General features: G+C 71.8%; 25 protein-coding genes and 1 pseudogene. 9 read left to right on the top strand and 17 right to left on the bottom strand.

The genetic code is table 11. The annotated features are described in order from the left end of the window. Positions 1–8: 8 nt before the first annotated feature. The 3 genes from E5082_RS29555 to E5082_RS29545 form a co-directional block, all read right to left on the bottom strand. Complete coding sequence (locus E5082_RS29555) at positions 9–506, bottom strand: hypothetical protein (protein ID WP_086695114.1); 498 nt, start codon at positions 504–506, stop codon at positions 9–11. Between the two features lie 71 nt (positions 507–577). Next, entirely contained in the window at positions 578–1,480 is a 903-nt protein-coding gene (locus E5082_RS29550; RefSeq protein WP_135794316.1) for a universal stress protein, read from the bottom strand. A gap of 163 nt (positions 1,481–1,643) precedes the next feature. After that, complete coding sequence (locus E5082_RS29545) at positions 1,644–1,886, bottom strand: DUF397 domain-containing protein (RefSeq protein ID WP_135786690.1); 243 nt, start codon at positions 1,884–1,886, stop codon at positions 1,644–1,646. Positions 1,887–2,134: 248 nt separating this feature from the next. Here E5082_RS29545 and paaK point away from each other — a divergent pair, with 248 nt between their 5' ends. Then, a complete protein-coding gene (paaK, locus tag E5082_RS29540) occupies positions 2,135–3,430 on the top strand; it encodes a phenylacetate--CoA ligase PaaK (protein WP_135794315.1) in 1,296 nt (431 codons plus the stop codon). Here paaK and E5082_RS29535 read toward each other — a convergent pair. From E5082_RS29535 to E5082_RS29515, 5 genes are all read right to left on the bottom strand, one after another. Then, positions 3,427–4,920, bottom strand: coding sequence for an acyl-CoA synthetase (locus tag E5082_RS29535; protein WP_135794314.1), 1,494 nt, complete (start codon positions 4,918–4,920; stop codon positions 3,427–3,429). The genes paaK and E5082_RS29535 overlap by 4 nt on opposite strands. A 55-nt stretch (positions 4,921–4,975) precedes the next feature. Beyond that, positions 4,976–6,535, bottom strand: coding sequence for a phytoene desaturase family protein (locus E5082_RS29530; RefSeq protein WP_135794313.1), 1,560 nt, complete (start codon positions 6,533–6,535; stop codon positions 4,976–4,978). A gap of 39 nt (positions 6,536–6,574) precedes the next feature. Further along, the gene (locus E5082_RS29525) at positions 6,575–7,111 is read right to left on the bottom strand and encodes a hypothetical protein (RefSeq protein WP_229919042.1); all 537 of its coding nucleotides are present in this window, start codon (positions 7,109–7,111) and stop codon (positions 6,575–6,577) included. Positions 7,112–7,329: 218 nt separating this feature from the next. Then, positions 7,330–8,187, bottom strand: coding sequence for an oxygenase MpaB family protein (locus E5082_RS29520; protein WP_135794312.1), 858 nt, complete (start codon positions 8,185–8,187; stop codon positions 7,330–7,332). A gap of 39 nt (positions 8,188–8,226) precedes the next feature. Then, positions 8,227–8,622: a four-helix bundle copper-binding protein gene (locus E5082_RS29515; RefSeq protein WP_135794311.1), complete on the bottom strand. Its 396-nt coding sequence runs from the start codon at positions 8,620–8,622 to the stop codon at positions 8,227–8,229. A gap of 154 nt (positions 8,623–8,776) precedes the next feature. Between E5082_RS29515 and E5082_RS29510 the strand changes: the two genes are divergently transcribed. Continuing rightward, the gene (locus E5082_RS29510) at positions 8,777–9,130 is read left to right on the top strand and encodes a DUF6479 family protein (RefSeq protein WP_135794310.1); all 354 of its coding nucleotides are present in this window, start codon (positions 8,777–8,779) and stop codon (positions 9,128–9,130) included. 27 nt (positions 9,131–9,157) lie between these two features. On the opposite strand, the gene E5082_RS29505 is transcribed toward E5082_RS29510, so the two are convergent. Further along, positions 9,158–9,607, bottom strand: coding sequence for an RpiB/LacA/LacB family sugar-phosphate isomerase (locus E5082_RS29505; protein WP_086693859.1), 450 nt, complete (start codon positions 9,605–9,607; stop codon positions 9,158–9,160). 384 nt (positions 9,608–9,991) lie between these two features. Here E5082_RS29505 and E5082_RS29500 point away from each other — a divergent pair, with 384 nt between their 5' ends. Beyond that, a complete protein-coding gene (locus tag E5082_RS29500; RefSeq protein WP_135794309.1) occupies positions 9,992–10,477 on the top strand; it encodes a phospholipase in 486 nt (161 codons plus the stop codon). A 53-nt stretch (positions 10,478–10,530) separates the two neighbouring features. Here E5082_RS29500 and E5082_RS29495 read toward each other — a convergent pair whose 3' ends face one another. Next, complete coding sequence (locus E5082_RS29495; RefSeq protein WP_135794308.1) at positions 10,531–12,600, bottom strand: SpoIIE family protein phosphatase; 2,070 nt, start codon at positions 12,598–12,600, stop codon at positions 10,531–10,533. A 262-nt stretch (positions 12,601–12,862) separates the two neighbouring features. Here E5082_RS29495 and E5082_RS29490 point away from each other — a divergent pair, with 262 nt between their 5' ends. Further along, positions 12,863–14,227 (top strand): DEAD/DEAH box helicase, encoded by a 1,365-nt coding sequence (locus E5082_RS29490; protein ID WP_135794307.1) that lies wholly within the window; start codon positions 12,863–12,865, stop codon positions 14,225–14,227. A gap of 1 nt (position 14,228) precedes the next feature. Here E5082_RS29490 and E5082_RS29485 read toward each other — a convergent pair whose 3' ends face one another. Both E5082_RS29485 and E5082_RS29480 read right to left on the bottom strand, forming a co-directional pair. Further along, positions 14,229–14,612 (bottom strand): SRPBCC family protein, encoded by a 384-nt coding sequence (locus tag E5082_RS29485; protein ID WP_135794306.1) that lies wholly within the window; start codon positions 14,610–14,612, stop codon positions 14,229–14,231. 106 nt (positions 14,613–14,718) lie between these two features. Further along, positions 14,719–15,147 carry a CBS domain-containing protein gene (locus E5082_RS29480; protein WP_167514177.1) on the bottom strand — a complete coding sequence of 143 codons (429 nt, stop codon included), beginning with the start codon at positions 15,145–15,147 and terminating at the stop codon, positions 14,719–14,721. A gap of 135 nt (positions 15,148–15,282) precedes the next feature. Between E5082_RS29480 and E5082_RS29475 the strand changes: the two genes are divergently transcribed. Then, positions 15,283–15,513, top strand: a complete 231-nt coding sequence (locus E5082_RS29475; protein ID WP_135794304.1) for a hypervirulence associated TUDOR domain-containing protein — start codon at positions 15,283–15,285, stop codon at positions 15,511–15,513. A 124-nt stretch (positions 15,514–15,637) separates the two neighbouring features. Here the strand turns inward: E5082_RS29475 and E5082_RS29470 are convergent, their stop codons facing one another. Both E5082_RS29470 and E5082_RS29465 read right to left on the bottom strand, forming a co-directional pair. Continuing rightward, positions 15,638–16,282 (bottom strand): dihydrofolate reductase family protein, encoded by a 645-nt coding sequence (locus E5082_RS29470; RefSeq protein WP_135794303.1) that lies wholly within the window; start codon positions 16,280–16,282, stop codon positions 15,638–15,640. 107 nt (positions 16,283–16,389) lie between these two features. Further along, on the bottom strand, positions 16,390–17,841 hold the full coding sequence (locus E5082_RS29465) for an aromatic amino acid ammonia-lyase (protein WP_135794302.1): 1,452 nt from the start codon (positions 17,839–17,841) through the stop codon (positions 16,390–16,392). 108 nt (positions 17,842–17,949) lie between these two features. Here E5082_RS29465 and E5082_RS29460 point away from each other — a divergent pair, with 108 nt between their 5' ends. Together E5082_RS29460 and E5082_RS29455 are read left to right on the top strand one after the other, a co-directional pair. Further along, positions 17,950–18,774: a MurR/RpiR family transcriptional regulator gene (locus E5082_RS29460; RefSeq protein WP_135794301.1), complete on the top strand. Its 825-nt coding sequence runs from the start codon at positions 17,950–17,952 to the stop codon at positions 18,772–18,774. Continuing rightward, on the top strand, positions 18,740–20,110 hold the full coding sequence (locus tag E5082_RS29455; RefSeq protein ID WP_135794300.1) for an MFS transporter: 1,371 nt from the start codon (positions 18,740–18,742) through the stop codon (positions 20,108–20,110). Before E5082_RS29460 ends, E5082_RS29455 begins: the two co-directional genes overlap by 35 nt. A gap of 11 nt (positions 20,111–20,121) precedes the next feature. Here E5082_RS29455 and E5082_RS29450 read toward each other — a convergent pair whose 3' ends face one another. After that, a complete protein-coding gene (locus tag E5082_RS29450; protein ID WP_135794299.1) occupies positions 20,122–20,475 on the bottom strand; it encodes a VOC family protein in 354 nt (117 codons plus the stop codon). 64 nt (positions 20,476–20,539) lie between these two features. Between E5082_RS29450 and E5082_RS29445 the strand changes: the two genes are divergently transcribed. After that, positions 20,540–20,926, top strand: coding sequence for a hypothetical protein (locus E5082_RS29445; RefSeq protein WP_135794298.1), 387 nt, complete (start codon positions 20,540–20,542; stop codon positions 20,924–20,926). Between the two features lie 55 nt (positions 20,927–20,981). Here E5082_RS29445 and E5082_RS29440 read toward each other — a convergent pair whose 3' ends face one another. After that, positions 20,982–21,758: a response regulator gene (locus E5082_RS29440; RefSeq protein WP_135794297.1), complete on the bottom strand. Its 777-nt coding sequence runs from the start codon at positions 21,756–21,758 to the stop codon at positions 20,982–20,984. A 112-nt stretch (positions 21,759–21,870) separates the two neighbouring features. Between E5082_RS29440 and E5082_RS29435 the strand changes: the two genes are divergently transcribed. Beyond that, positions 21,871–23,463, top strand: a complete 1,593-nt coding sequence (locus E5082_RS29435) for a sensor histidine kinase (RefSeq protein ID WP_167514176.1) — start codon at positions 21,871–21,873, stop codon at positions 23,461–23,463. Here E5082_RS29435 and E5082_RS29430 read toward each other — a convergent pair. Next, positions 23,460–23,585: pseudogene (locus E5082_RS29430) on the bottom strand (IS481 family transposase); the annotation flags it as partial. The gene E5082_RS29435 and the pseudogene E5082_RS29430 sit on opposite strands and share 4 nt — an antisense overlap.

The raw sequence follows: 23,585 nt of genomic DNA, 5'->3' as shown, positions 1-23,585 counted from the left end.
GGGCGGCCTCAGCCCTGCTGGAACAGCTCCGCCGGGAGCGGCTTCAGCAGGGCGTACAGGTCGTCGGTGATGGGGCGGTCCCAGGCGGCGATGGTCACCAGGACGCCGTCGCTGCGGTCGAACTGCACGCAGGAGATCCGGCCCTCGGAGAGCTTGAGGCGGCGGACGATCAGCAGGTTGTCGCCCTGGAGGACGGGGGTGTCCTCGGAGCCGACGACGGTGACCTCCTCCTCGTTGTCCAGCGCGAGCAGGAGCTGGGCGACCTCGAAGGGGATCTCGCCCTCGGCGGTCTCGCGGGCCGGGGAGCCCTCGGGGAGGTTGCCGATGATCATGGCGGGGCCACGGCCGCCGAACAGGTCGTAGCGCAGGAATACGCCCTGGCAGCTTCCGTCGGGTGCGGGCAGCAGGCCGGCGCCGAGGTTGCCGGGCCAGTCGCCGGGGTCCATGGCCAGCACGTCGAAGTCTGGTCCGGCGGGAGTGGCGCTGCGGCGGCGGAGGAACGACATGCCGCCAATGGTACGTGCCCGAAGGGGCCCGGCGGCGTGCGGGAGCCCTCCCGGCATGCCCCGGTGCGGGCTCATTCCTCGACGGGGCTGGAGGGCACGACGGCGACGGGGCTCGCCGCGTGCAGCAGGACGGCCTGGGTGACCGAGCCGAGCATGCGGGCGGGCGCGAGCAGCCGGCGCCGGTGGCGGCCGACGACGACCAGATCGGCGCCGGCCGAGAGGGCGACCAGGTGTCCGGCGGCGTCGCCCGGCAGCGCCTCGGCCTCCGCGTCGACACCGGGGTACTGGGCGCGCAGCGGGCCGAGGAAGCCCTCGGCCAGGACGCGGGTCTCACTCTCCACGGCGACCTGGTCGATGGGCGGCGGGACGAGCTGGCCGGGGGCGGACCACGTCTGTACGGGCCACGGGTAGGCGGCGATCACCTGGAGGCGCGCGCCGAGCAGCGACGCCTCGGCGAAGGCGAAGCCGAGGACACCGTCGTCGGGGCTGTCGACGTGGAGCCCGACGACGACCCGGCGTCCGGGTTCGGCCGGGGGCTCCGCGTGCACCTCGCGGCCGGGGCGGGGGACGACGACCACCGGGCAGGGGGTGTCGCGGGCGGCGGCGACGGAGTTGGAGCCGAGCAGCAGACTGGCGAAGCCGCCCCGGCCGCGTGAGCCGAGGACCAGCAACTGGGCGTCGGCGCCGAGTTCGGGCAGCACCGCGCCGGGCACGCCCTCGACGGCGACGTACTCCACGGTGGGCAGGTCGGGCAGGCCGGCGAGCCGGTCGCGGACCTCGTCCAGAACGGGGTCACCGCTGTCGTCGGGCGGGCCGGCGACGAGGATGTCGGCCTGGCCCCAGGCCGCGTACTGGCGGACATGCACCACGCGCAGCGGGGCGACGCGGCGGCGGGCGGCCGCCAGGGCCCAGTCGAGGGCGCGCAGGCTGTCCTCGGAACCGTCGACCGCGGCGATGACCGGCACAGCGCTCATCGTTCCTCACCTCCCGGGACGCGGCCTCCCCGTGCCGGGGCGGGCCTTTAGTCGGGGCCAGCCTCGCTCAGGCGGGGCGCGGGTGGCGGCGGCGCGGGGCGCGTGTTGGGCAATCGCGGCCGGAACACCCCCGGTCGGCTCCGGCCGGGTCCGCCCGGTCGCGTCAGGTGAGGTCGAACTCGCCCTCGCGGGCCCCCAGGACGAAGGCGCCCCATTCGGCGGGGGTGAAGATCAGGGAGGGGCTCTCGGGGCGCCGGCTGTTGCGCATGGCGATGAAGCCCTCGACGAAGGCGATCTGGACATCGCCCCGGCCCCCGCTGCTGGACTGCCACTCGGCCCCGCTGAGATCCAGGTCCGGCTTGTCCCAGCCCGTGAGCGACTGCTGCTGGATGGTGCTCTCGGCCACGTCCGTGCTCCTCCCATTACGTCGTCCGCGGCTCAGCCTAGCGACCGGCCAGGACGCCGCACAGGCCACGTGAGGGGGACCTTGTGGCGGCTGGGTGTACGCGGGTGCCGGGTCGCGCACGGAAAAATCCCGGCCCGCCTCTTGCCCAGGGCCCGACGGCCTGAATTACTGACCTGGCAGGATCGACCGAATGATCGGTCGTCCGTATTGCGTGTCGTGAAGTGTGTCGTGTGCGAAGGGATGCCCCGATGGCGGATGAGACGGAGCTGCTGGACGCGGGCGAGCGGCTGGGGCCCGAGGAGCTGCGGGCACTCCAGCTGGAGCGGCTGCGCGCCTCGCTGCGGCACGCCTACACCCATGTGCCGTTCTACCGGGAGTCCTTCGACAAGGCGGGGGTCCTCCCGGAGGACTGCCGCTCGCTGGCGGACCTCGCGCACTTCCCCTTCACCACCAAGGCGGACCTGCGGGCGAACTACCCGTACGGCATGTTCGCGGTGCCCCGCGAGCGGGTGCGGCGACTGCACGCGTCCAGTGGGACGACGGGGCTGCCCACGGTGGTGGGCTACACCGACAACGACCTTTCGGTGTGGGCGGACATGGTGGCCCGCTCGATCCGGGCGGCGGGCGGTCGGCCCGGTGACGTCGTCCATGTGGCCTACGGCTATGGACTGTTCACCGGAGGACTGGGCGCGCACTATGGCGCCGAGCGGCTGGGGTGCACGGTGGTGCCCGCGTCCGGGGGCATGACGTCCCGGCAGGTGCGGCTGATCCAGGATCTCGGGCCCGGCGTCATCATGGTCACCCCGTCGTACATGCTGACGCTGCTGGACGAGTTCGAGCGGCAGGGCGTGGACCCGCGCTCCACCTCGCTGCGGGTGGGGGTGTTCGGGGCGGAGCCGTGGACGGAGAGCATGCGGCGGGAGATAGAGGAGCGGTTCGCCATCGACGCCGTGGACATCTACGGTCTTTCGGAGGTGATCGGTCCGGGCGTGGCGCAGGAGTGCGTGGAGACCAAGGACGGTCTGCATGTGTGGGAGGACCACTTCTACCCGGAGGTGGTGGACCCGATCACCGGTGAGGTGCTGCCGGAGGGCGAGCGGGGCGAGCTGGTGTTCACCTCGCTCACCAAGGAGGCCATGCCGATCGTCCGCTACCGCACGCGGGACCTGACCCGGCTGCTGCCGGGGACGGCGCGGGTGTTCCGGCGGATGGAGAAGATCACCGGGCGCAGCGACGACATGGTGATCCTGCGCGGGGTCAATCTGTTCCCCACCCAGATCGAGGAGATGGTCCTGCGTACCCCCGGTGTGGCGCCCCACTTCCAGCTCCGGCTGACGCGGGAGGGGCGCATGGACGCGCTCACCGTACGGGCTGAGGCGCGTCCGGGTGCCACGCCGGAGGTGCGGGAGGCGGCGGCCCGGTCGATCGCGGCGGCGGCGAAGGACGGTATCGGGGTGTCGGTGTCCGTGGAGATCGTGGAGCCGGAGTCGCTGGAGCGCTCGGTGGGCAAGATCCGCCGCATCGTGGACCTCCGCCCCCGCTAGCCCAGTCGGTCGCGCAGCTCCCTTTTCAGGATCTTGCCGCTGGCGTTGCGCGGGAGGCCGTCCAGGAAGTGCACGCGCTTGGGGGCCTTGAAGGCCGGGAGCTGCTCGCGGACGTGGGCGATCAGCGCGTCCTCGGTGACCTCGCCGCGGGTCACGACGACGGCGGTGACGGCCTCGATCCAGCGCTCGTCCGGCAGTCCGATCACGGCGGCCTCGGCGACCGCGTCGTGGGTGTAGAGGGCGTCCTCGACCTGGCGGGAGGCGACCAGCACTCCGCCGGAGTTGATGACGTCCTTCACCCGGTCGACGATCGTGAAGTAGCCGTCGGCGTCGCGTACCGCGAGGTCGCCGGAGTGGAACCAGCCGTCGCGGAAGGCGTCGGCGGTCTCCTCGGGCTTGTCCCAGTAGCCCTCACAGAGCTGGGGCGAGCGGTAGACGATCTCGCCGGGGGTGCCGTCGGGCACCTCCGCGCCCTCCTCGTCGACCACGCGGGCGTCCACGAACAGCACGGTGCGGCCGCAGGAGTCCAGGCGCCCCTTGTGCTCGCTGGGGGCGAGCACGGTGGCGAGCGGGCCGATCTCGCTCTGCCCGAAGCAGTTGTAGAAGGCGAGCCCGGGCAGCCGTTCGCGCAGTTTCTCGAGTACGGGCACCGGCATGACCGAGGCCCCGTAGTACGCCTTGCGAAGGCCGCCGAGGTCGCGGTCGGGGAAGTCGGGGCGGCCCGCGAGCGCGATCCACACGGTGGGCGGTGCGAACAGGCTGTCGCATCGGCCCGCTTCGATCAGGTCGAGCAGGCGGTCGCCGTCGGGGGCGTCGAGGATCGTGTTGGTCGCGCCGACCGCCAGGTACGGCAGCAGGAAGACGTGCATCTGCGCCGAGTGGTAGAGCGGCAGCGCGTGCACGGGCAGGTCTCCGGCGCTCAGGTCGAGGGCGGTGATCGCGCTGAGGTACTCGTGGACCAGCGCCCGGTGGGTCATCATCGCCCCCTTGGGCAGCGCGGTGGTGCCGGAGGTGTAGAGCAGTTGGACGAGGTCCTCGGTGCGCGGCTCGGGCCCGTCGTACGGATCGGTGGCGGCCAGTCCCGTGAGCAGGGAGTCCTCGGTGTCGCGCAGCGGGAGGGCGCGGGTGCCGGCCGGGAGCCGGCCGGCGAGGGCCGGGTCGGTGAGGGTGAGGGCACTGCCGGACTGGTCGAGCAGATAGGCGAGGTCGGCGCCGGTGAGGTTCTGGTTGACCGGGACGTGGACGAGGCCCGCGCGGGCGCAGCCGAGGAAGGCGATGAGGTAGGCGTCCGAGTTGTGGCCGTAGGCGGCGACCCGGTCGCCCTTGTCCAGGCCCTGGGCCAGCAGCCAGGCGGCGGCGCGGGAGACGGCGTCGTCCAGTTCCGCGTAGGTCCAGGTGCGGTCGCCGTACTTCAGCGCCACGCGTGCCGGGGTGCGGCGGGCGCTGCGGCGCAGCACCCCGTCGACGGTGCTGCCGTGTCCCTGTGTCATGAGAGCCGATCCTCGGGCCGCCGCCCGGCGAGGTCAAGATCTTCGGCGGCCGGGGTCACTCCCCCAGTACGGCCATCGCCGCGTTGTGTCCCGGCACGCCGCTGACCCCGCCGCCGCGCGCCGCGCCCGCGCCGCACAGCAGGACGTTGGCGTGCCGGGTCTCCACGCCCCAGCGGCCGGTGTCCTCCTCGCCGTAGGGCCAGCCGAGGGGGCGGTGGAAGATGTTGCCGCCGGGCAGGCCGAGGTCGCGGTCGAGGTCGAGCGGGGTCTTCGCCTCGATGCAGGGGCGGCCGTCGGCGTCGGTGGCCAGGCAGTCCGCGAGGGGTTCGGCGAGGTGGGCGTCGAGCTGGGCCAGGGTGGACTTCAGCAGTTCCTCGCGTACGGCGTCGTTGTCGTGGGCGAAGAGGCGGGCGGGGGTGTGCAGGCCGAAGAGGGTGAGGGTCTGGTAGCCGCGCTCGGCGAGGTCGGGGCCGAGGATGGTGGGGTCGGTCAGGGAGTGGCAGTAGATCTCCGAGGGCGGGGCGGCGGGGAGTTCACCGGCGGCCGCCTGGGCGTGGGCGGTGGCGAGCTGCTGATAGCCCTCGGCGATGTGGAAGGTGCCGGCGAACGCCTCGCGCGGGTCGACGGAGCTGTCCTTGAGCCGGGGCAGCCGTTTGAGCAGCATGTTCACCTTGAGCTGGGCCCCCTCGGCGGGCTCGGGCGCCGGGTCGCCGGTGAGGGCGGCGAGTTCGCGAGGGGAGGCGTTGACCAGGACGTGCCGGGCGGCAACGACGCCCTCGCCGTCGCCGGTGCGGTAGGTGACCTCGGCGGTGCGACCGTCGGTGTCGATGCGGACGGCCTCGTGCCCGGTGACGATCTCGGCTCCGGCCGCGCGGGCCGCGTCCGCGAGGGCGTCGGTGAGGGCGCCCATACCGCCGACGGGTACGTCCCAGGCGCCGGTGCCGCCGCCGATGACGTGGTAGAGGAAGCAGCGGTTCTGGGCGAGGGAGGGATCATGGGCGTCGGCGAAGGTGCCGATCAGCGCGTCGGTGAGGACGACACCGCGGACCAGGTCGTCACGGAAGTGCTCCTCGACGGTGACCCCGACCGGTTCCTCGAACAGGGCCCGCCAGGCGTGCTCGTCACCGACGCGGGCGCGCAGTGCGGCGCGGGTGGGCAGCGGTTCGGTGAGGGTCGGGAAGACCCGCTGGGCGACCTCTCCGGTCATGCCGTAGAAACGCTGCCATGCGGTGAACTCGCGCTCGTCGCCGGTCAGTTCGGCGAAGGCGCGCCGGGTGCGCTCCTCGCCGCCCCCGACGAGCAGCCCGGTGGCCCGGCCGCCGCGCTCGACGGGGGTGTACGAGGAGATGGTCCGTCCCCGCACCTGGAAGTCCAGCCCGAGCTCACGGACGATCTTGTCCGGCAGCAGGCTGACGAGGTACGAGTACCGCGACAGCCGGGCGTCCACCCCGGCGAACGGCCGGCTGGACACCGCCGCGCCCCCGGTGTGCCCGAGCCGCTCCAGCAGCAGGACCGAGCGCCCGGCGCGGGCCAGATAGGCGGCCGCGACCAGGCCGTTGTGTCCCCCGCCGACGATGACGGCGTCGTACGTCCGGGTTCCCTCGTGTGCAGGCATGGTTCTTGGTAGCACGGTTGATCTTCGCGGGGTAGAGGGCTAGTCGGTGCAGTTCGCCGCGCTGCCGTCGGCGTTGGAGCCGACCGTGACCTCGTAGCCGATGCCCTTGCCGGGGTCGGGGACGGGGGACCAGGAGTCGAGCTGGAAGTCGACGTCGAGCACCAGGTGGCGGCCGTCGTCGGTCCGGGTCCAGCAGGCGGCGCCGGCCTGCGGGGCGGGTCCGCTCTGCCAGCCCTGGGCAGCGGCGGTGCGGGTGTAGTGGTCGATGACGGCCTGACAGGTGCCGGGGAAGGCGTAGACGCGGCCGGCGTGCAGCCAGGCCGGGCCCGCGCTGTCGTCATCGCAGCCCGTGGAGACGCCCGCGCCACGGTAGTTGGCGGGGTCGGCGGCACCGGCGGGCGGCGAGGAGAGCACCTTCTGGGCGGCGAGGTCCTTGCGCGCGGCGCCCGAGCCGTCACAGCTTCCGCCGCTGTCGACGAGGGGGCATCCGGTGAGCAGAACGGCGGGCAGCAGGAGGGCGGCGGGGAGGGTGGTGCGGCGGAACAAGCGGGGGATGGCGGCGGCAGTGGGGGGCAACTCTGCTCCTGAGTAGGGGGGGTGGCGAGGGCGCCGGTGCGCTCCCGGAGGGCGGAAGCGCACCGGCGCACGGGTGTCACCGGGGTGCGCCGCTGGCGGCTGTCCCCCGAGGTAGCCGTGAGGGAAGAGGCAGCTGCCGGCCCGGTAGAGACGCTGGAGCAGCAGGCGCCGCCAACTCCCGTGTTCTTACCGGAGTCCGGCGAAAGACGATCATGGCGTCAGTGCGGCACGCGCGCCGGGTCGGGGCGGGCGGAGGGGCCCAGGCGGGCGACCGCGTGCAGCAGGTGCCGGGGTGGGGTCCGGCGGCGCAGGGAGCCAGGGATCGCGCGCAGGAGGGTGCCCGTGGTGCGCAGGTGGCGGGTGACCGTGGCGGGCGGGGGCGCGGGGCGGCCGTAGAGGTCGTGGGCCCAGGCGGGGAGGGAGGCGTAGGCGAGGCCGGCGACGTGGCGCCAGAGGAGGGCGCGGGCCGGGACGAGGAGGGAGTGGATCGGCGGGCGGCGCAGGAAGTCGTCGACCTCGCGGGCCTCGGCTCCGGCGGCCAGCTCGGGGCGGACCTTCTCGAAGTAGGCGTCGAGTGCGGCCCGGTCGGCGGGGACCTTGGCCGGGTCGAGGCCGACCAGGCGGGCGCTCGCCCGGTGCTCGGCGAGGTAGCGGTCGGCCTGAGCGCCGGTGAGCGGAAAGCCGGAGCGGCGCACGACATGGAGGTAGGACCCGATCTCGGCGCAGTGCACCCAGAGCAGCAGCTCCGGCTCGCCGACCCCGTAGCGCTCACCGGTGTCCGGGTCGGTCGCGGTCAGCATGCTGTGGATCTTGCGCACGCGCTCCCCGGCGCGCTCGGCGTCCTCGGTGGTGCCGTAGGTGGTGACGCCGACGAAGTCCGCGGTGCGCAGCAGCCTGCCCCAGGCGTCACGACGGAAGTCGGAGTTCTGCAGGACACCGCGCACCGCGCGCGGATGCAGGGCCTGGAGGTAGAGCGCGCGGATGCCGGCGATCCACATCATCGGGTCGCCGTGGAGCTGCCAGGTCACCGAGGCCGGCGTGAACAGACCCGGATCGCATGCGCGCGCCTCGTCCATGCCCGCAGGCTACGCCGTACCTTCCGCGCCCGGACAGGGTCAGGCGGCGAGGGCCGCCATGAAGTCCGTGCATGCCTGGGCGCAAGTGCGGCAGGCGTTGGCGGCGTTCTCGGCGCCGGGCTGGCCGTCGAACGCCTCGGCCGCCTCGACACAGAGCGAGCGGCACCACTCGAGCTGGAGTTTGATCTCGTCCTCGGTGCCCTCGCCGTCCGCGCGGCCCTCCTCGGAGAGCGCGCGGCAGGTGGTGTCGCACACCTCGGCGCACATGATCCCGAGGCGCCGGGCGCGCTCCTGCCCGGCGGTGCCGTACGAGCCGACGAGGCTGGCGCGCACCGCGCAGGCCCGCGCGCAGTCGGAGCAAGCCTGGGCGCAGGCGAACCGGTCCTCCAGGAACTGGTAGAGCTGCTCTCGTGAAGGGTGGGGCGGAGGTGTCACAGGGGGCGGGTAGCCGTGGTGCGGCGGCGTAAACGCGTGGGCGACGGCCTGGTGGGCGTCAAAAGTCGGTGGAACACCGGTTGCTACGAATGGCCACGCAAAGTGTCCGGTTCGTACTGTTTGTACGGGGTACTTCACTGCTATGGACACCGCAATGACACAGTTGGCGGCACCGAGCGGGCTCATCAGCCTGGTGCTCTTCGTCGTGGCCGTCGGCGTGCTGGCGCTGCTCGGGGGCGGCTTCTGGATCAACAGCCGGATCAAGGACAGGGAGCCGCCCCGCCCCAGCGCCGAGGAACAGCCGCACCTTCCTCCGGAGGGCGTGACTCGGGAGATACAGGAGAACCGGGAACCCGACGAGATCCCGCATACCCCCAAGGGCGGGCGCGCGCTCACCCCGTACGAACTCCACAACATGCACACCAGGAGCAGTGAGAAAAAGGACCGGCCGCGCTGGAGCAAGGGGTCCAGCGGCTCCTTCGGCGGGGGCGGTCTGGGCGCCCACTGACTCGGAACCCTTCCTGCGGGGACCGTCTCAGCGTGGCCGCGCGTCGAGTGCTTCGACGTGGGCCACGTTGCGGCGGTCCTCCTCGTCCTGGCTGGGTGCGGCCGCGAACCATGCATCGAGGATCTCCTTCAGCAGCGGCTCTGAAGTGAGGCGCAGGCTGAGGGCGAGGACATTGGCGTCGTTCCAGCGGCGCGCGCCCTCCGCCGTGGCGGCGTCGGCGCAGAGCGCGGCGCGCACCCCCGGCACCTTGTTCGCGGCGATCGAGGCGCCGGTGCCGGTCCAGCAGCACACGACCGCCTGCTCGGCCGCGCCCTCGGCGACCTCCCGCGCGGCGGCCTCGGAGCACACCGCCCACTGAGGGTCGGCCCCGGCCCGCAGCGCGCCGTGCGCGCGCACCTCGTGACCCCGCTCGCGCAGTTCGGCCACGAGCAGACGGGCCACCGGTTCGTCCATGTCGGAGGAGACGGAGATCCTCAACGGGTCACCTCTTTTCCGTTTCGCCTGTCCAGGCGTCCACGCTACCCAGACTCCGCCCCGATCCGGAGACGGGTGCCGTCGAGCCGGACGACGTCCTCCCGACCCGGCTGGACCCGGCTGCCCCGCGGTCCGTCGTCGCCCCGCGACCGGGCGAGGGGGCCAACGCCGAGCATTACATGACGAAGCGTCAACTTGCTTGTTCGAGCGCTTACTTGACTCACGCGCCCGATTGGCCGAGTTGAGCCCGGTTCGGGCTGACGATCTGTTGAATTCACGCGAGAAATTTTTTGACATGGACTGTTCAGGTCGCCGAGTGGTGGTCCAAGCTGACCCCGCCTCGCGAACCCCGCGAGGTCTGCCAGGCCCCACACTCGGAGGTCTTCCATGCGCCGTCCCCACGCCGTCTCCCTCGCCGCCGCCGGTGCCGCTCTGGCACTCCCCGCGGTGCTGGGTCTCGCCAGTGACGCCTCGGCGGCGCCCGCCGACAAGCCCCAGGTGCTCAGCTCCTGGACCCAGACCAGCGCCGCCAGCTACAACGCCTGGGTCTCCGCGCGGGGCAACCAGGGCGCCTGGGCCGCCTACGGCTTCGACTGGTCGACGGACTACTGCAGCTCCTCCCCCGACAACCCCTTCGGCTTCCCCTTCCAGACCGCGTGCGCCCGCCACGACTTCGGCTACCGCAACTACAAGGCCGCCGGCACCTTCTCCGCGAACAAGTCCCGTATCGACTCCGCCTTCTACGAGGACCTCAAGCGCGTCTGCAACAACTACTCCGGTGCCACCAGGACCTCCTGCGACTCCACGGCCTGGACCTACTACCACGCCGTCGACATCTTCGGCCTGAAGGGCGCGGACACCCCCCGCTCCTGACCAACTCGGCCGGGCACGCCAGCGGTTGGCGTGCCCGGCCTCCGTGTGCGGAACTACGCCCCGCCGAACCGCGCCAGCAGCAGCGCGACGTCGTCCGCCGACGTGCGGTCGACCGTGTCGAGGAGGCTGTCGCAGGTCTGCTGGAGGGAGCCGGTCGCGTTCTCCAGCGTGCGGGAGAGGGCGTGGAGTCCGACGTCGATGGCGTCGTACCGGGTCTCCACCAGGCCGTCGGTGTAGAGGGCGAGCAGCGAACCCTCGGGGAGTTTGACCTCCAGCGTGCCGAAGGGCACTCCGCCGACGCCCAGGGGTGCGGCGGTCGGGACGGTGAGGAGCGTGGCCTCGTGGTCCGGGTGGACGAGAACCGGCGGGAGGTGGCCCGCGCTGGAGAAGGTGCAGGTGCCGCGCCTGGGGTCACAGACCGCGTAGACACACGTGGCGAAGGATTCGCTGAGGGTGGCGGCGGTCTCGTCCAGGTGGCCGAGCAGTTCGGCGGGCGGCAGGTCGAGGCGGGCCAGCGCCCGCGTGGTCGTGCGCAGTTGGCCCATGATGGCGGCGGCCCGGACACCGCTGCCCATCACGTCGCCGACCACCAGGCCCACCTTGCCGTCGCTGAGCGGCAGCACGTCGTACCAGTCGCCGCCGACCTCGGTGCCGCTGCCCGCGGGACGGTAGCCGACCGCGATCTCCAGCCCCTCCGGCTGGTCGGGCGGGGTCTGCGGGAGCAGGCTGCGCTGGAGGGTGAGCGCGGTGTCCCGCTCGCGGCCGTACAGGAGGGCGTTGTCCACACTGATGGCGGCCCGCCCGACGATCTCGCACACCATCTGCAGGTCACGGCTGTCGAAGGGGCGGGCGGTGCCCGTGCGGTACAGGCTGAGCACGCCCAGCACGGTGCCCCTCGCGACCAGGGGCGCCACCAGGTAGCTGCGCACGCCTGCCTTGCGGAGCGCCGCGACGGCCTGCTCGTCGCCCGAGATCCGGCGCAGCGCGGCGGAGTCCACGCGGGGGATCATCGCCGGGGTGCCCTCCCGGACACTGCGCCGCATCAGTGGGGCCGGTTCCTCGGTGTCGAGGTCGTCCCACAGCGCGGCGCCGCCCAGGTCGTCGTCCGGGTCGGCGGGGGCGACGGCGACGGCGACGAACCGGGCCTGGTCGCCCGGCGCGGTGCGCCGCCCGGTGGCGACGGACTCCAGCAGGTCGACCGTGGCCAGGTCCGCGAACCGGGGCACGACGGCCGCGGCCAGCTCGCCCGCCGTCTGCCGCAGGTCCAGCGTGCTCCCGATGTCGGCGCTGGCCTCGGAGAGGGTCGCCAGGTGCCGGTGCGCGGCCGCGATCTCGGCCGCGGCGAGGTGGCGGGCGGTGACGTCCACGACGGACACCGCGACGCCCAGCACCTTCCCGCGCCGGTCCTCGATCCGGTAGTACGACTCCGACCAGGCGTGGTCGTGGTCCGGGTCGGCCGGGACACGGCCGATGGTGCGGTGGTCGAGGATCGGCTCGCCGGTGCGCAGCACGCGCCGCATCGCCGCCTCGATGGCCTGTGTGTCCACGCCCGGCAGCGTGTCCTCGAGCCGGCGCCCGACCACGTCCTCCTCGGTCACCCCGTTGGCGGTGCTCAAAGCGTCATTGATACGAATCCAGCGCAGCTCGGTGTCGAAGACGGCGAGGCCGACCGGTGACTGGTTGATCAGCAGTTCGGACAGGGCGAGGTCGCTCTCCACCCGGCGCACGGTGTCCACGTCGGCGGCGAGCGTCAGCCCGAGCACGTTTCCCGCGGGGTCGTGCAGACGGCCCTTGCGGTATTCCACCGAACGGGTCGAACCGTCCTTGCACCGGGCGAGGAACACCCCCGCGAAGCTGGTGCCGACCTGGGCCTGCCGGAACAGCTCGCGGATGCGCTGCGCGTCCCCGGGACACGCCACCAGCTCGGCCATCGACCTGCCGAGCGCCTCGGTGGCGTCGTAGCCGAACAACTGCTCGGCCTCGGGGCTCCACAGGACGATGCGGCCCCCGGCGTCCGTGACCAAGGCGGAGGCGTGCAGCAGGTCCAGCAGACCGCCGGACACCCTGACCGCCCGGTCCTCGGCCTGTCCGGGCCCGTGCTCCCACGAGTCCTTGGCAGCCATACCTGTCGCCTTCCCGTCGACCGCCCCGGTACGAGTACACGGAACGCGCCTTTTGCATCAGCTCATACCACTATGCCGTGCCCCCCTGATCCGCTCCTGCCCGAGCGGATCGGGGTATCAGGCCGACCGGACCCTGGTACGCGCCTTGTGTTAGCGTGAAACTTTTGCACGGTAGTGACGGTCGGTGATCCCGCCCGTCCGGTCGCCGTACCTCGTCCTACCGGGCCTTCCTCGGTACCTCCCCTCATGCGGAAGGCTTGTCATGAACCACCCGGACCCCGCCGAGTCGCAGCCGTCGGTCACCTCCTTCGCCGACCTGGACCTGCCGCCCGCGGTGCAGCGCAAGCTCGCCGAACTGGACGTGCGCGAGCCCTTCCCGATCCAGGCGGCCACGATCCCCGACGCCCTCGCCGGCCGCGACATCCTGGGACGCGCCCGCACCGGCTCCGGCAAGACCCTCGCCTTCGGCCTCCCGCTGCTCGCGCGTACGGCGGGCCGCCGGGCCGAGTCCAAGCAGCCGCTGGCCCTGATCCTGGTACCCACCCGTGAGCTGGCCCAGCAGGTGTGCGAAGCGCTCACCCCGTACGCCGGCGCGCTGGGGCTGCGGATGGCCGCGGTGGTCGGCGGCATGTCCATCGGCCGCCAGATCGCCGCGCTGCGCGACGGCGCCGAGGTCGTCGTCGCCACCCCCGGCCGGCTGCACGACCTCATCGAGCGCAAGGCGTGCCGTCTGGGCCGGGTCGGGATCACGGTCCTCGACGAGGCCGACCAGATGTGCGACATGGGCTTCCTGCCGCAGGTCACCGAGGCGCTGGAGCAGGTACGGCCCGAGGGTCAGCGCATGCTGTTCTCCGCGACCCTGGACGGCGATGTCGACGGCCTGGTCCGCGACCACCTCCAGGACCCGGCCTCGCACTCGGTCGACCCCTCGGCGGGCGCGGTCACGACGATGGACCACCACGTCCTGGTCGTGCACGGGCCGGACCGGTACGCCGTGACCACGGAGATCGCCGCGCGCGACGGCCGGGTGCTGCTGTTCCTGGACACCAAGCACGGCGTCGACCAGCTCACCCGGCACCTGCGGGCCAGCGGGGTCCACGCGGCGGCCCTGCACAGCGGCAAGTCCCAGCCGCAGCGCACCCGTACCCTCGCGCAGTTCAAGGACGGGCAGATCACCGCGCTGGTGGCGACCAACGTCGCGGCGCGCGGCCTCCACATCGACGACCTCGACCTCGTGGTCAACGTCGACCCGCCCGCCGACGCCAAGGACTACCTGCACCGCGCCGGCCGCACCGCGCGCGGCGGCGGCTCCGGCAGCGTGGTCACACTGGTGCTGTCGGGCCAGCGGCGCGAACTGGGCAAGGTGACGTCGGAGGCCGGTATCGAGCCCACGGTCACCAAGGTGCGCTCCGGTGAGGCCGCGCTCACCCGTATCACCGGCGCCCGCAGGCCCTCCGGCACCCCGCTCGACGGCGGCCCGTCCTCCCGCCCCAAGAACACCAACGCGCCGTTCCGCGGCATGGGCTCCAGCAAGGACACGTCCGGGGGGCGGCCGTCCCGCAAGACGAGCGAGGCTCGCAAGCTGGCGGAGGCCCGGCGGGCGGCCCAGGTGCGGCGCGGGCGGTGAGTCAGACGCGGGTCAGCCGGTGCAGGGCCCAGTCGACCATGGGTGCGTAGACCAGCGGCACCGGTGCGGGTGCCGTCAGGTGGACGGCGACCCGGGTGCCCGTGCCCTGGGGCTGCATGGTGTGTCCCACCAGTACGGGGATGCCGAGGAAGTCGACCTTCCAGGCCCAGGCGCCCTCCGGCTCGTCGACCTCGGTGACCTCGAACCGCCCGCGCAGGAATCCCGCGACCTCGACCTCACCCCGGGCACCCGGCCGGATGACGTCCCCCTCCGTCCGGACCGCGCGCAGGTGCGGTGCCCACCGCGCCCACTCCTCGTATCGCGCGTACCGCTCCCAGACCACTTCGGGCGCCGCGGGGCCCGCGACCGTGACGGTGTGCCGCATGACAGTCCTCCCAGCGGTGTCCGGCCCAATGTACGGGGGCGGGCGGGGGGACGCGCGGCGAGCGGGGACGTGGTCGGGGCGCGTGCCGCTCGCCGCCGGGAAGCGCCTAGCTGTCGCCGCGTGACTTGCGGGCGTGTTCCGGGGTGGGAGAGTCGATGCGGCCCGAGCGGCCCTGGAGGCGGGGGTCGCTCGCGTTGACGACGCCCACCGGGGTACCACTCTCGATGACGGCGACCTGCCGGACCGAGTTCTCCTCCATCAGCCGGGCGACGTTGTCCAGGCCGTCGTCGATGTCGACGGTGACGAGTCCCCCGCGCACCACCTCGGCCACGGTCAGCTTCTCGGCGTCTGCGGCCTCGGCCAGCGCGTGTACGACGAGATCGTGATCGCTGACGAGTCCCCGCAGCGCGCCGCCCTCCACCACGAGCACGACGTCGACCCCGTCGTCACGCATCGTCCGCGCCACGGACGTGACGGACTCCCGGCCGTCCACCGTCGTGGGGTTCCCCGTCATGATCTCGCGCACGCTGTCCATCGCCACTTCCTCCTTGATCGGCCACGGTCCTACGCCCCACCGTGTACCCCGCGACGCGCCCGCAACCCCGCGCCCGGATGCGAACGGGCCGGCGTCCCGCCAGGGTGGAAGGAGACCCCTCATCCAGGAGCCCCCATGAACGCCTCCGACAAGGACCGCCCCGCCAAGGGTGACAAGGTCGCCTGGCGCACCCACGGCACCGAGACCACCGGCAAGGTCGAAAGGAAGATCACCGACCGTACCGAGGCCGCCGGCCGCACGGTCGACGCCTCCCCCGACGACCCCCAGTACGAGGTCCGCAGCGACAAGTCGGGGCGGACCGCGGTGCACAAGCCTTCGGTGCTGAAGAAGAAGGGGAAGTCGTAGCGGCCCGACGCCGGCGCCAACTGCCGCCAGGGCACGCCAGGTGACGCGACCGGAGCGGACCAGGAGCGGGGACGACACCCCCCACCTCAGGGCAGCCCCGTACGGGAGCTGCCCTGAGCGCCGTTCACTTGCGCCAGAACAGGTGGTGCGTCACTCCGCTCGGGCTGGGGACGACGTCCCGGTGGAACCGGTCGAGCAGGTCGTCCGGGGAGTCCCAGAGCCGTACGCCCGACCCGAACTTCACCGGTGAGACGACCACATGCAGGGTGTCGACCAGGTCGGCGTCGAGGAACTCCCGGATGGTGGTGGCCCCTCCCCCGAGGCGTACGTCCTTCCCCTGCGCCGCCTCCTTGGCCTGCGCGAGCACCTCGGCCGGTTCCCCCTCGACGAAGTGGAACGTGGTGTCGGACAGGGTGATCGAGGGCCGCTTGTGGTGCGTCAGCACGAACACCGGTGTATGGAAAGGCGGTTCGTCACCCCACCACCCCTCCCATTCCAGATCCTCCCAAGGGCCCCGATGCGGCCCGAACTTGTTCCGGCCCATGATCTCCGCGCCGATGTTCCGCGCGTAGTCCCGCGTGAGGTAGTCGTCCAGCCCCCGGCTCCCACCCGGCTCGGTCCGCATCGGCCAACTCGCCGTGGCCCCGGCCCACGCGAACAGCCTGCCGGGATCGACGTGTCCGAACGGCCTCTCCAGCGTCTGGTCCTCCCCGGCCCCGATCCCATCACTGGAAACATTGAAGTTCTGCACCCGCAACAGCTGTCCCACGAGCTCCTCCTCTACGGTCGACAACGGTGGTGAGACTGGCGGGACCAGTGAAACTCATCGCGGATCGAGTGCCTGTGCTCGACGGGCCCGGTTCAGCAGTCCGGCAGTCACAGAACCGCCAGCCGGTCCAGCAGCCGTTCCGCCTGCTGGATTTCCGTGCTCAACGGGTGGTCCTCGGCCACATGCGGAAGGCCCGCCGAGGCCAGGTCGAAGGCGTGGCGGAGGGGGGTGTCGGGGAGTTCCGTGTCGGACATGCGCAACGCGCGTATCGCGCCCAGGAGTTCGCAGGCCAGGACGCTGCGGTAGGCCGCCGTCGCCGCGACCGTGCTGCGGACCGCGTGGGTGGAGAAGCTGGCGTGGTCCTCCAGGCCGCGGGAGATGACGGCGGTGCCGAGGGTGACCGGGGAGGCGGCGTGGCGGAGGGTGCCGAGGGCGTCGTGGGCTACGTACTCGAGGATCATGACGCCGGAGCTGCCGGCCGGGCCCTCGGCGAGGAAGGGCGGCAGGCCGCTGAGGTCGGGTTCGACGAGGTCGCTGAGGCGGGCGGCGGACAGCTCCGCCGTGTGGTGGAGCGCGGCGCGCAGGTAGTCGAAGGCGAGCGCGACGGGAGCGGTGGAGAACTGGCCGTGGTGGAAGGCCTGCTGGGTCTCCGTGTCGATGAGCGGGTTCTCCGCCGCCGCGTTGATGTCCACCTCCAGCACCTGTTCCACGCGCGCGGCGGCTTCCAGCGCGGGCCCCTGCACCTGGGGGAAGGCCCGCAGGCCGAACGGGTCCTGGAGACGCCGGCCGGGTGGCAGGTCGCCCCCCGAGGTGAGCAGCCGGCGCAGCTCGGCGGCACATCGTACGGCGCCGGGATGCGGCCGCGAGGCGTGCACGCGCTCGTCGTACGCCTCCGCCGAGCCGCCCAGCGCGCAGAAGGTCAGCGCGGTCACCACATGGCTCGCCGCGAGCAGCCGGGACAGGTCGTGCCAGGCGAGTACGGCCTCGGCGAGGGTCGCGGCGTTGCTGGAGATGAAGGCGAGCGCGTCGCCGGGACTGATCGCGACGGGGTCGATCCCGCCGGACTCCCAGGGCAGTTCACCGGCGAGGGTCAGCGCGATCTCGGCCAGCGCGGTGAGGTCGCCGGTGCCGATCGCGCCCCGGGTGTGCACAAGGGGCAACGCACCTACCCGCAGGGCCTGTTCGAGCGCCCGGAGCAGCCGGGGGTGCACCCCGCTGCCGGCGGCGGCGAGCTGGTTGAGGCGTACGGCCATGACCGCGCGCACCGCGTCGTCGGGCAGCGGCGCGCCGGTGCCGCCGGCGTGGCTGCGCAGCAGGCGCAGTCCGTGCAGGTCGGCGCCGTCGGGGTCGACGACGATGTGGCGGTTGGCGCCGACACCGGTGGTCCGGCCGTACACAGCGCCCTTCGCCCCCAGCTCCACGGCCAGTTCGTAACTCTGTTCCGCCCTGGTCAGCGCGTCGGGGGCCAGCTTCGGCCACGCGCTGCGCCGGGCCACGCGGACCACGTCGGCGCACCTCAGTCCGGCGCCGCTGATCAGGATGCGGCTGGAGTCGGTCATCGCCACCCCTCTTGACAAGAGTTCATTCATTACTGCGAATAGCATGTAACTCTTGATTCATCGTGCTGGCAAGAACCCCGCCGGCGAGAAGGCGAGAAGGAGAACCTGGTGCCCCGGTCGCTGCACGAGCTGCTCACGGCGCACCGGCTCACGCCCGCGCAACGGCGCATCGCCAGCTATCTGGCCGAGCGCCCGCGCGACGCTGCCGCGCTGACCAGCGCCGAGCTGGCCGAGCACGCTCAGGTGAGCCAGCCGTCGGTGACCCGTTTCGTCGCCCTGCTCGGCTTCGAGGGGTACGCGGAGTTCCGGCGTTATCTGCGCGACGCGACCACCGAGCCGGTGCTGGAGCGCGGCGGCAACAAGTTCCAGGCCGCCGTCGACGCCGACTTGCGCAACCTCGCCGCGCTGCGCGCCCAGCTCGCCGACGAGACGCGGTTGCGGGCGGTCGCCGAGCGGCTGATGGCGTCCGTGCCGCTGGTCGTCGTGGGGTACCGCGTGTCCGCCGCGCAGGCCGCCTCGTTCGCCTACCTTGCCACCAAGATCCATCCGGACGTCCGGCTGCTGACCGACTCGGGCAGTGTGTTCGGCGACCAACTGAGGCACGCCCACCGGTGTGGCGCCCGAACACTGGTGATGGTCGCACTCCCCCGCTACCCGCGGGAGTGCGCGGCCGCGCTCCAACAGGCTCGCACCCTGGGCCTGCACACGCTTGTGATCACGGACCGGCTCGTCACGGCGCTCACCCCGCTCGCCGACGACGTGCTGAGCGCGGGAGTCGCCTCCGAGTTCGTGTTCGACTCGCACGCCGCGGTCGTCTCGCTGACCGTGGCGCTGGTGGAGGCGATGGCCGACGCGGCCGGTGCCTCGGCCCGGCAACGACTGGAAGGTTTCGAAGACTATGCCGCAGAGCAAGACCTCTTCCTCCGGGAGTGACAACCCCGGACCCTCGGGGGGCGACGAGGCGGCGACCGCGTTCGACGACGCTCCCCTCAACCGCTTCCATCTGCGCATCACGGCGCTGACGTTCTGCGCCAATTACTCCGACGGCTATGAACTCGGCATCATCAGCATCGCGCTGCCGTTGATCGCCCGGCAGCTGGGATTCGGCTCCGTGTGGGAGGGGCTGCTCGGCGCGGCGGCGCTGATCGGCATCTTCCTCGGCAGCGTGGTCGTCGGCTGGGGCGCCGACCGGATCGGCCGCCAGCGCCTTTACACGTACAACTTCCTGCTCATCTCGGTCGCGTCGGCCGCCGAGTTCTTCGTCACCGGCCCCGCCCAGTTGTTCGTACTGCGTCTGCTGATCGGTATCGGCATCGGCGCCGACTACGCGCTGGGCCCGACACTGGTCGCCGAGTTCGTACCGCGCCGCTACCGGGGCGGGCTGCTCGCCTCCCTGACCGTCATGTGGACGGTGGGGTACGTGGTGGCGTTCTTCCTCGGCAACTGGGTGGTCGGCCTCGGCGGCGAGGCATGGCGGTGGCTGCTCGCGTCCAGCAGTCTGCCGGCGCTGGCGGTGGTGCTGCTGCGGCTCGGTGTGCCGGAGTCCCCGCGCTGGCTCGTCGCGCGCGGGCACCTGGAGCAGGCGCGGGCCGTGGTGCGCCGGCTCGGGGGCAAGGAGGACGAGGTCGCCTCGCTGGCCCGTGTCGCGCGCGCCGCGGCCGAGCGCCCCCGGGCGCGCTACCGGGACCTGTTCGGCCCCGAGTACTGGCGGCGCACGGCGTTCGGCGTCATCTTCTACAACGCCCAGGTGGTGCCGTACTTCGCCATCTATACGTTCCTGCCGCTGGTGCTGGCCAAGATCGGGGTCGGCGAGGAGGACACCACCAGCGACGGCATCCTGAACCTGTTCCTGCTGGGCGGCAGTGTGGCGGGGCTGTGGTTCGTGGCGAAGATGACCCGGCGCGGGCTGACGATCTGGTCCTTCGTCGTCCTCATCGCCGCCCTCGCCCCCATGGCGATCTGGCCCGACGCGCCGAAGGCTCTGCTCTTCCCGCTGTTCCTGGTCTTCACCTTCACCATGTCGGCGGCCGTCAACCTCGACCAGGTCTACCCCGCCGAGCTCTTCCCCACCGACCTCCGCAGCTCCGGCGTCGGCCTGCTCAACGGCATGAGCCGCATCGGCTCCGCGATCGGCACCTTCCTCCTCCCGCTCAGCCTCGACCACATCGGCTTCTCCCCCACCATGCTGGCCCTGACCGTGGTCCTGGCGATCGGTCTGGCGGCGTCGGTGGCGTGGGCCCCGGAGACGAAGAACGTGGCCCTGGACTGACGGACCCGCCGTCAGGCGGGCTGCCACAACTCGACGCGGTTGCCCTCCGGATCGGTCACCCATCCGAAACGGCCGACGCCCTCCATGTCCTGGGTCTCCTCGGCGACGTCGGCCCCCTTGGCGCGGAGTTGCGCGAGCATCGCGTCCAGGTCGGCGACGCGGAAGTTGAGCATGGTCCGCTGTGTTCGGGAGCCGAAGTAGTCGGTTCCGGAGTCGAAGGTCGCGAACACGGTCGGTCCGGTCCCCTGCTGCCACAGGCCGTGCTCATCGGCCTCAAGACCCAGGCAGTCCCGGTACCAAGCGTTCAGGGCCACCGGATCGGCGGCCCGCAGGAAGCAGCCGCCGATTCCAAGTACACGTTCCATGCGGTCATCCTGCCAGGCTGAGAGAGTGACGTATCACCCTGACGACATCACTCGACCCGACGTTATGGACTACCTGCGTCGCAATGAACGCCGGTTCTTCCGCTCAGGTGCCTACGACGCCGTCGAGCTGGCGGGAATGATCGCCGCCGAGGCCCTGGTCCTCGGCGCGCAGAACGTGCGGGTGCAGTGTGAGGGGGACTGGCTGGTCGTCGTCGCTGACCGGGACTGGCTGGAGCCCTACGGGCAGGAGGTCTTTCACTCGCTGACACCCCTTCCGGAGGCCGGAGTCAACAGCGTGCTGGCCGAGGTGCTCGCTGTCGCCTATTCGGCCGGCGTGGCCACCGCCACGAGCGTCGGCACCGAGGTGATCAAGGGAGGTACCACTCCCCCGCTCCGGTTGAGTGGTCAGGACTCCGTCCGGGCGTTCGCGTTCAGGCGCCGGCGCGAGTGAAGGCGGTGCGGTCGTACGGGCCGGCGGGGTCCGTACGACCGTGCTCCACGATGGCTCAGGCGCGCGGCGGGCGGGTTGCCGTTTCGAGGTAGAAGGCGTCGATGCTCTGGACGGCCTGTTCGAATTCGGCGAGGTTGACGGGCTTGGTGACGTAGGCGTTGGCGTGGCCCTGGTAGGCGCCGGTGACGTCGTCGGGGGCGGAGGAGGTGGTGAGGACGACGACGGGGATGGTCTGGAGCTCCTTGTCGGCCTTGAGGATCTGAAGCAGCTCGCGGCCGTTCATGCGGGGCATGTTGAGGTCGAGCACGATGAGGTCGGGACGCGCGCTGTCCGGGGCGCGCAGGTGCTCCAGCGCGGCGACTCCGTCGGTGACCTGGACCAGGTTCCGGGCACCGCGCTCGGAGAGGGCCTCCTCGATGAGGAGGGCGTCCGCGACGTCGTCCTCGACGAGCAGGACGTCGAAGGGGCGGGTGGGGGTGGTCATCATCGGATGCTCCGTGGGTGCTTCATTGGAGTGGGTGAAGAGTCCCGGCCAGCGGCGCCGGGCGCCCTGGCGCGTCATGTCGCTGGCCTCGCCGAGCTGGGGGTAGCCGGCACCCGCGCGGGCGGCCTCCACGGCCGCCGCACGCTGGAGGCGTTCGGCGGCCCGCTGGAGATGCGTCAGTACGTGCAGCCGGGTCAGCGCGTGCATGGGATCGTCCGGCGAGGGAACACGACCACTTGGCGCCGTGACCTCATGGACGATGCGCCGCGCGACTTCGTCGACCGCGGCGTCCGCGAGGGCGGCCATCTCCTCCGGGGCGGTCGGCACGACGAAGTTCTTGCCAGGCATGACCAGGAGCGTAAGCCCTCGGGATCGCCCGCGACAACAACGGTTGTCGTCGTCGCTTAGGGTATGCCTGCGCCGCTGTGATCGCGGCCGTCACCGCGGAGGAGAACAGAGGATGACCGTCGTTGAGAAGCCGCCGCACGCGCGGGAGCTGTCCCGGTGGACGACTCGGCGCTGGCTTCGCGTCGGGCTCACCGTAGCGATGTCCGTCCTGGTGCTCCTGGGGGCGACCGGCGCCTGGGCGCTCGGGCGGACCGCAGCGATCAGCGACAACCTCGTGGACGTGAAGTCCCCCGCGCTGATGACCTCGATCCGGCTGGAGTCGGCGCTGCTCAACCAGGAGACCGGCATCCGGGGTTACGGACTCACCGGCACCCCCGATTTCCTGGACCCGTACCGGCAGGGGCTCAGCCAGCAGAAGGTGTACACGAAGAAACTGTCGGACCTCCTCCGGGACAACCCCGCCCGCCTGCGCGACCTCAAGGTCGTGGAGGACAGTATCGAGACGTGGCAGGCGCAGATCGCGCGGCCGGTCGCGGCCTCACCGTCCGGCAAGCCCTCTCTTCTGGCCACCGAGAACGCGGACAAGGGCAGGACGGCCTTCGACGCCACGCGCGCCGCCATGGCCACCCAGCAGGAACGGCTGCGCGCCGAGCGCGCGTCGGCCAGGGCGGACCTGTCCGCCACGATGCGCCTGCGGAACTGGATCTTCACTGCCATCGCGGCGGTCATCATGGCCCTCGCGGTGATCGTCTCCGAGGCGCTGCGCCGGGGTGTCACCGGGCCGTTGGAGCGGATCGGCGCGGACGCCCGGACCATCACGGAGGGCGACTTCCGCCACCCGATCACTCAGACCGGCCCCGCCGACCTGCGGCAGTTGAGCGACGAGATCGAGGCCATGCGCAGGCGGCTGCTGAGGGCGCTGGACTTCAGTGAGGAGGCCCGGCTGCGCCTGGACGAGCAGTCCGCCGACCTCAAGCGGTCCAACGCGGAGCTGGAGCAGTTCGCGTACGTCGCCTCGCACGACCTTCAGGAGCCGCTGCGGAAGGTGTCCAGCTTCACGCAGCTGCTCCAGCGGCGGTACGGCGGTCAGCTCGACGAACGGGCGGACCAGTACATCGACTTCGCCGTCGACGGCGCGAACCGCATGCAGGCCCTCATCAATGACCTGCTCGAGTTCTCCCGCGTGGGCCGCGTCCACAACACCCACCAGAGCGTCGATCTGAACACGGTCATGAAGCGGACCCTCACCGCGATCAGCGTCAGCATCGAGGAGTCGGGAGCGGTGATCACCCGTGACGAACTCCCCACACTCGTCGCCGACTCCACGCAGATGGGCATGCTCTGGCAGAACCTGATCGGCAACGCCATCAAGTTCCGTCGCCCCGGCGAGACCCCGGTCATCCACATCTCCGCCGAACAGGACGGCGACTTCTGGCGCTTCGCCGTCACCGACAACGGCATCGGCATCGCTCCCGAGTACGCCGAGAAGGTCTTCGTCATCTTCCAGCGCCTCCACACCAAGGACCACTACAAGGGCAGCGGCATCGGCCTCGCGATGTGCAAGAAGATCGTCGAATTCCACGGCGGCACCATCGCGGTGGACCTCACCCACACCGAGGGCACCCGCATCGTCTTCACCCTGGCGAGCAGGCCGACGGAGTCAGGCGAGTCGGAGGACTTGATCGCACAGGCGGCGACGCCCTAGGTGTATTGACTCGCAGCGTTGTTGACGCGGCTGATGGGCGGGTGTCCGCCCAGTGCGGTGTGGCAGCGATGGTGGTTGTAGGTGTGGAGGAAGTCTGCCAGGGCTTGGGTCCGCTCGGTGTT

The organism is Streptomyces griseoluteus (assembly GCF_004784465.1).
GTDB classification, from domain to species: Bacteria; Actinomycetota; Actinomycetes; order Streptomycetales; family Streptomycetaceae; genus Streptomyces; species Streptomyces griseoluteus.
This window is presented reverse-complemented; position numbering and strand designations above follow the sequence as displayed.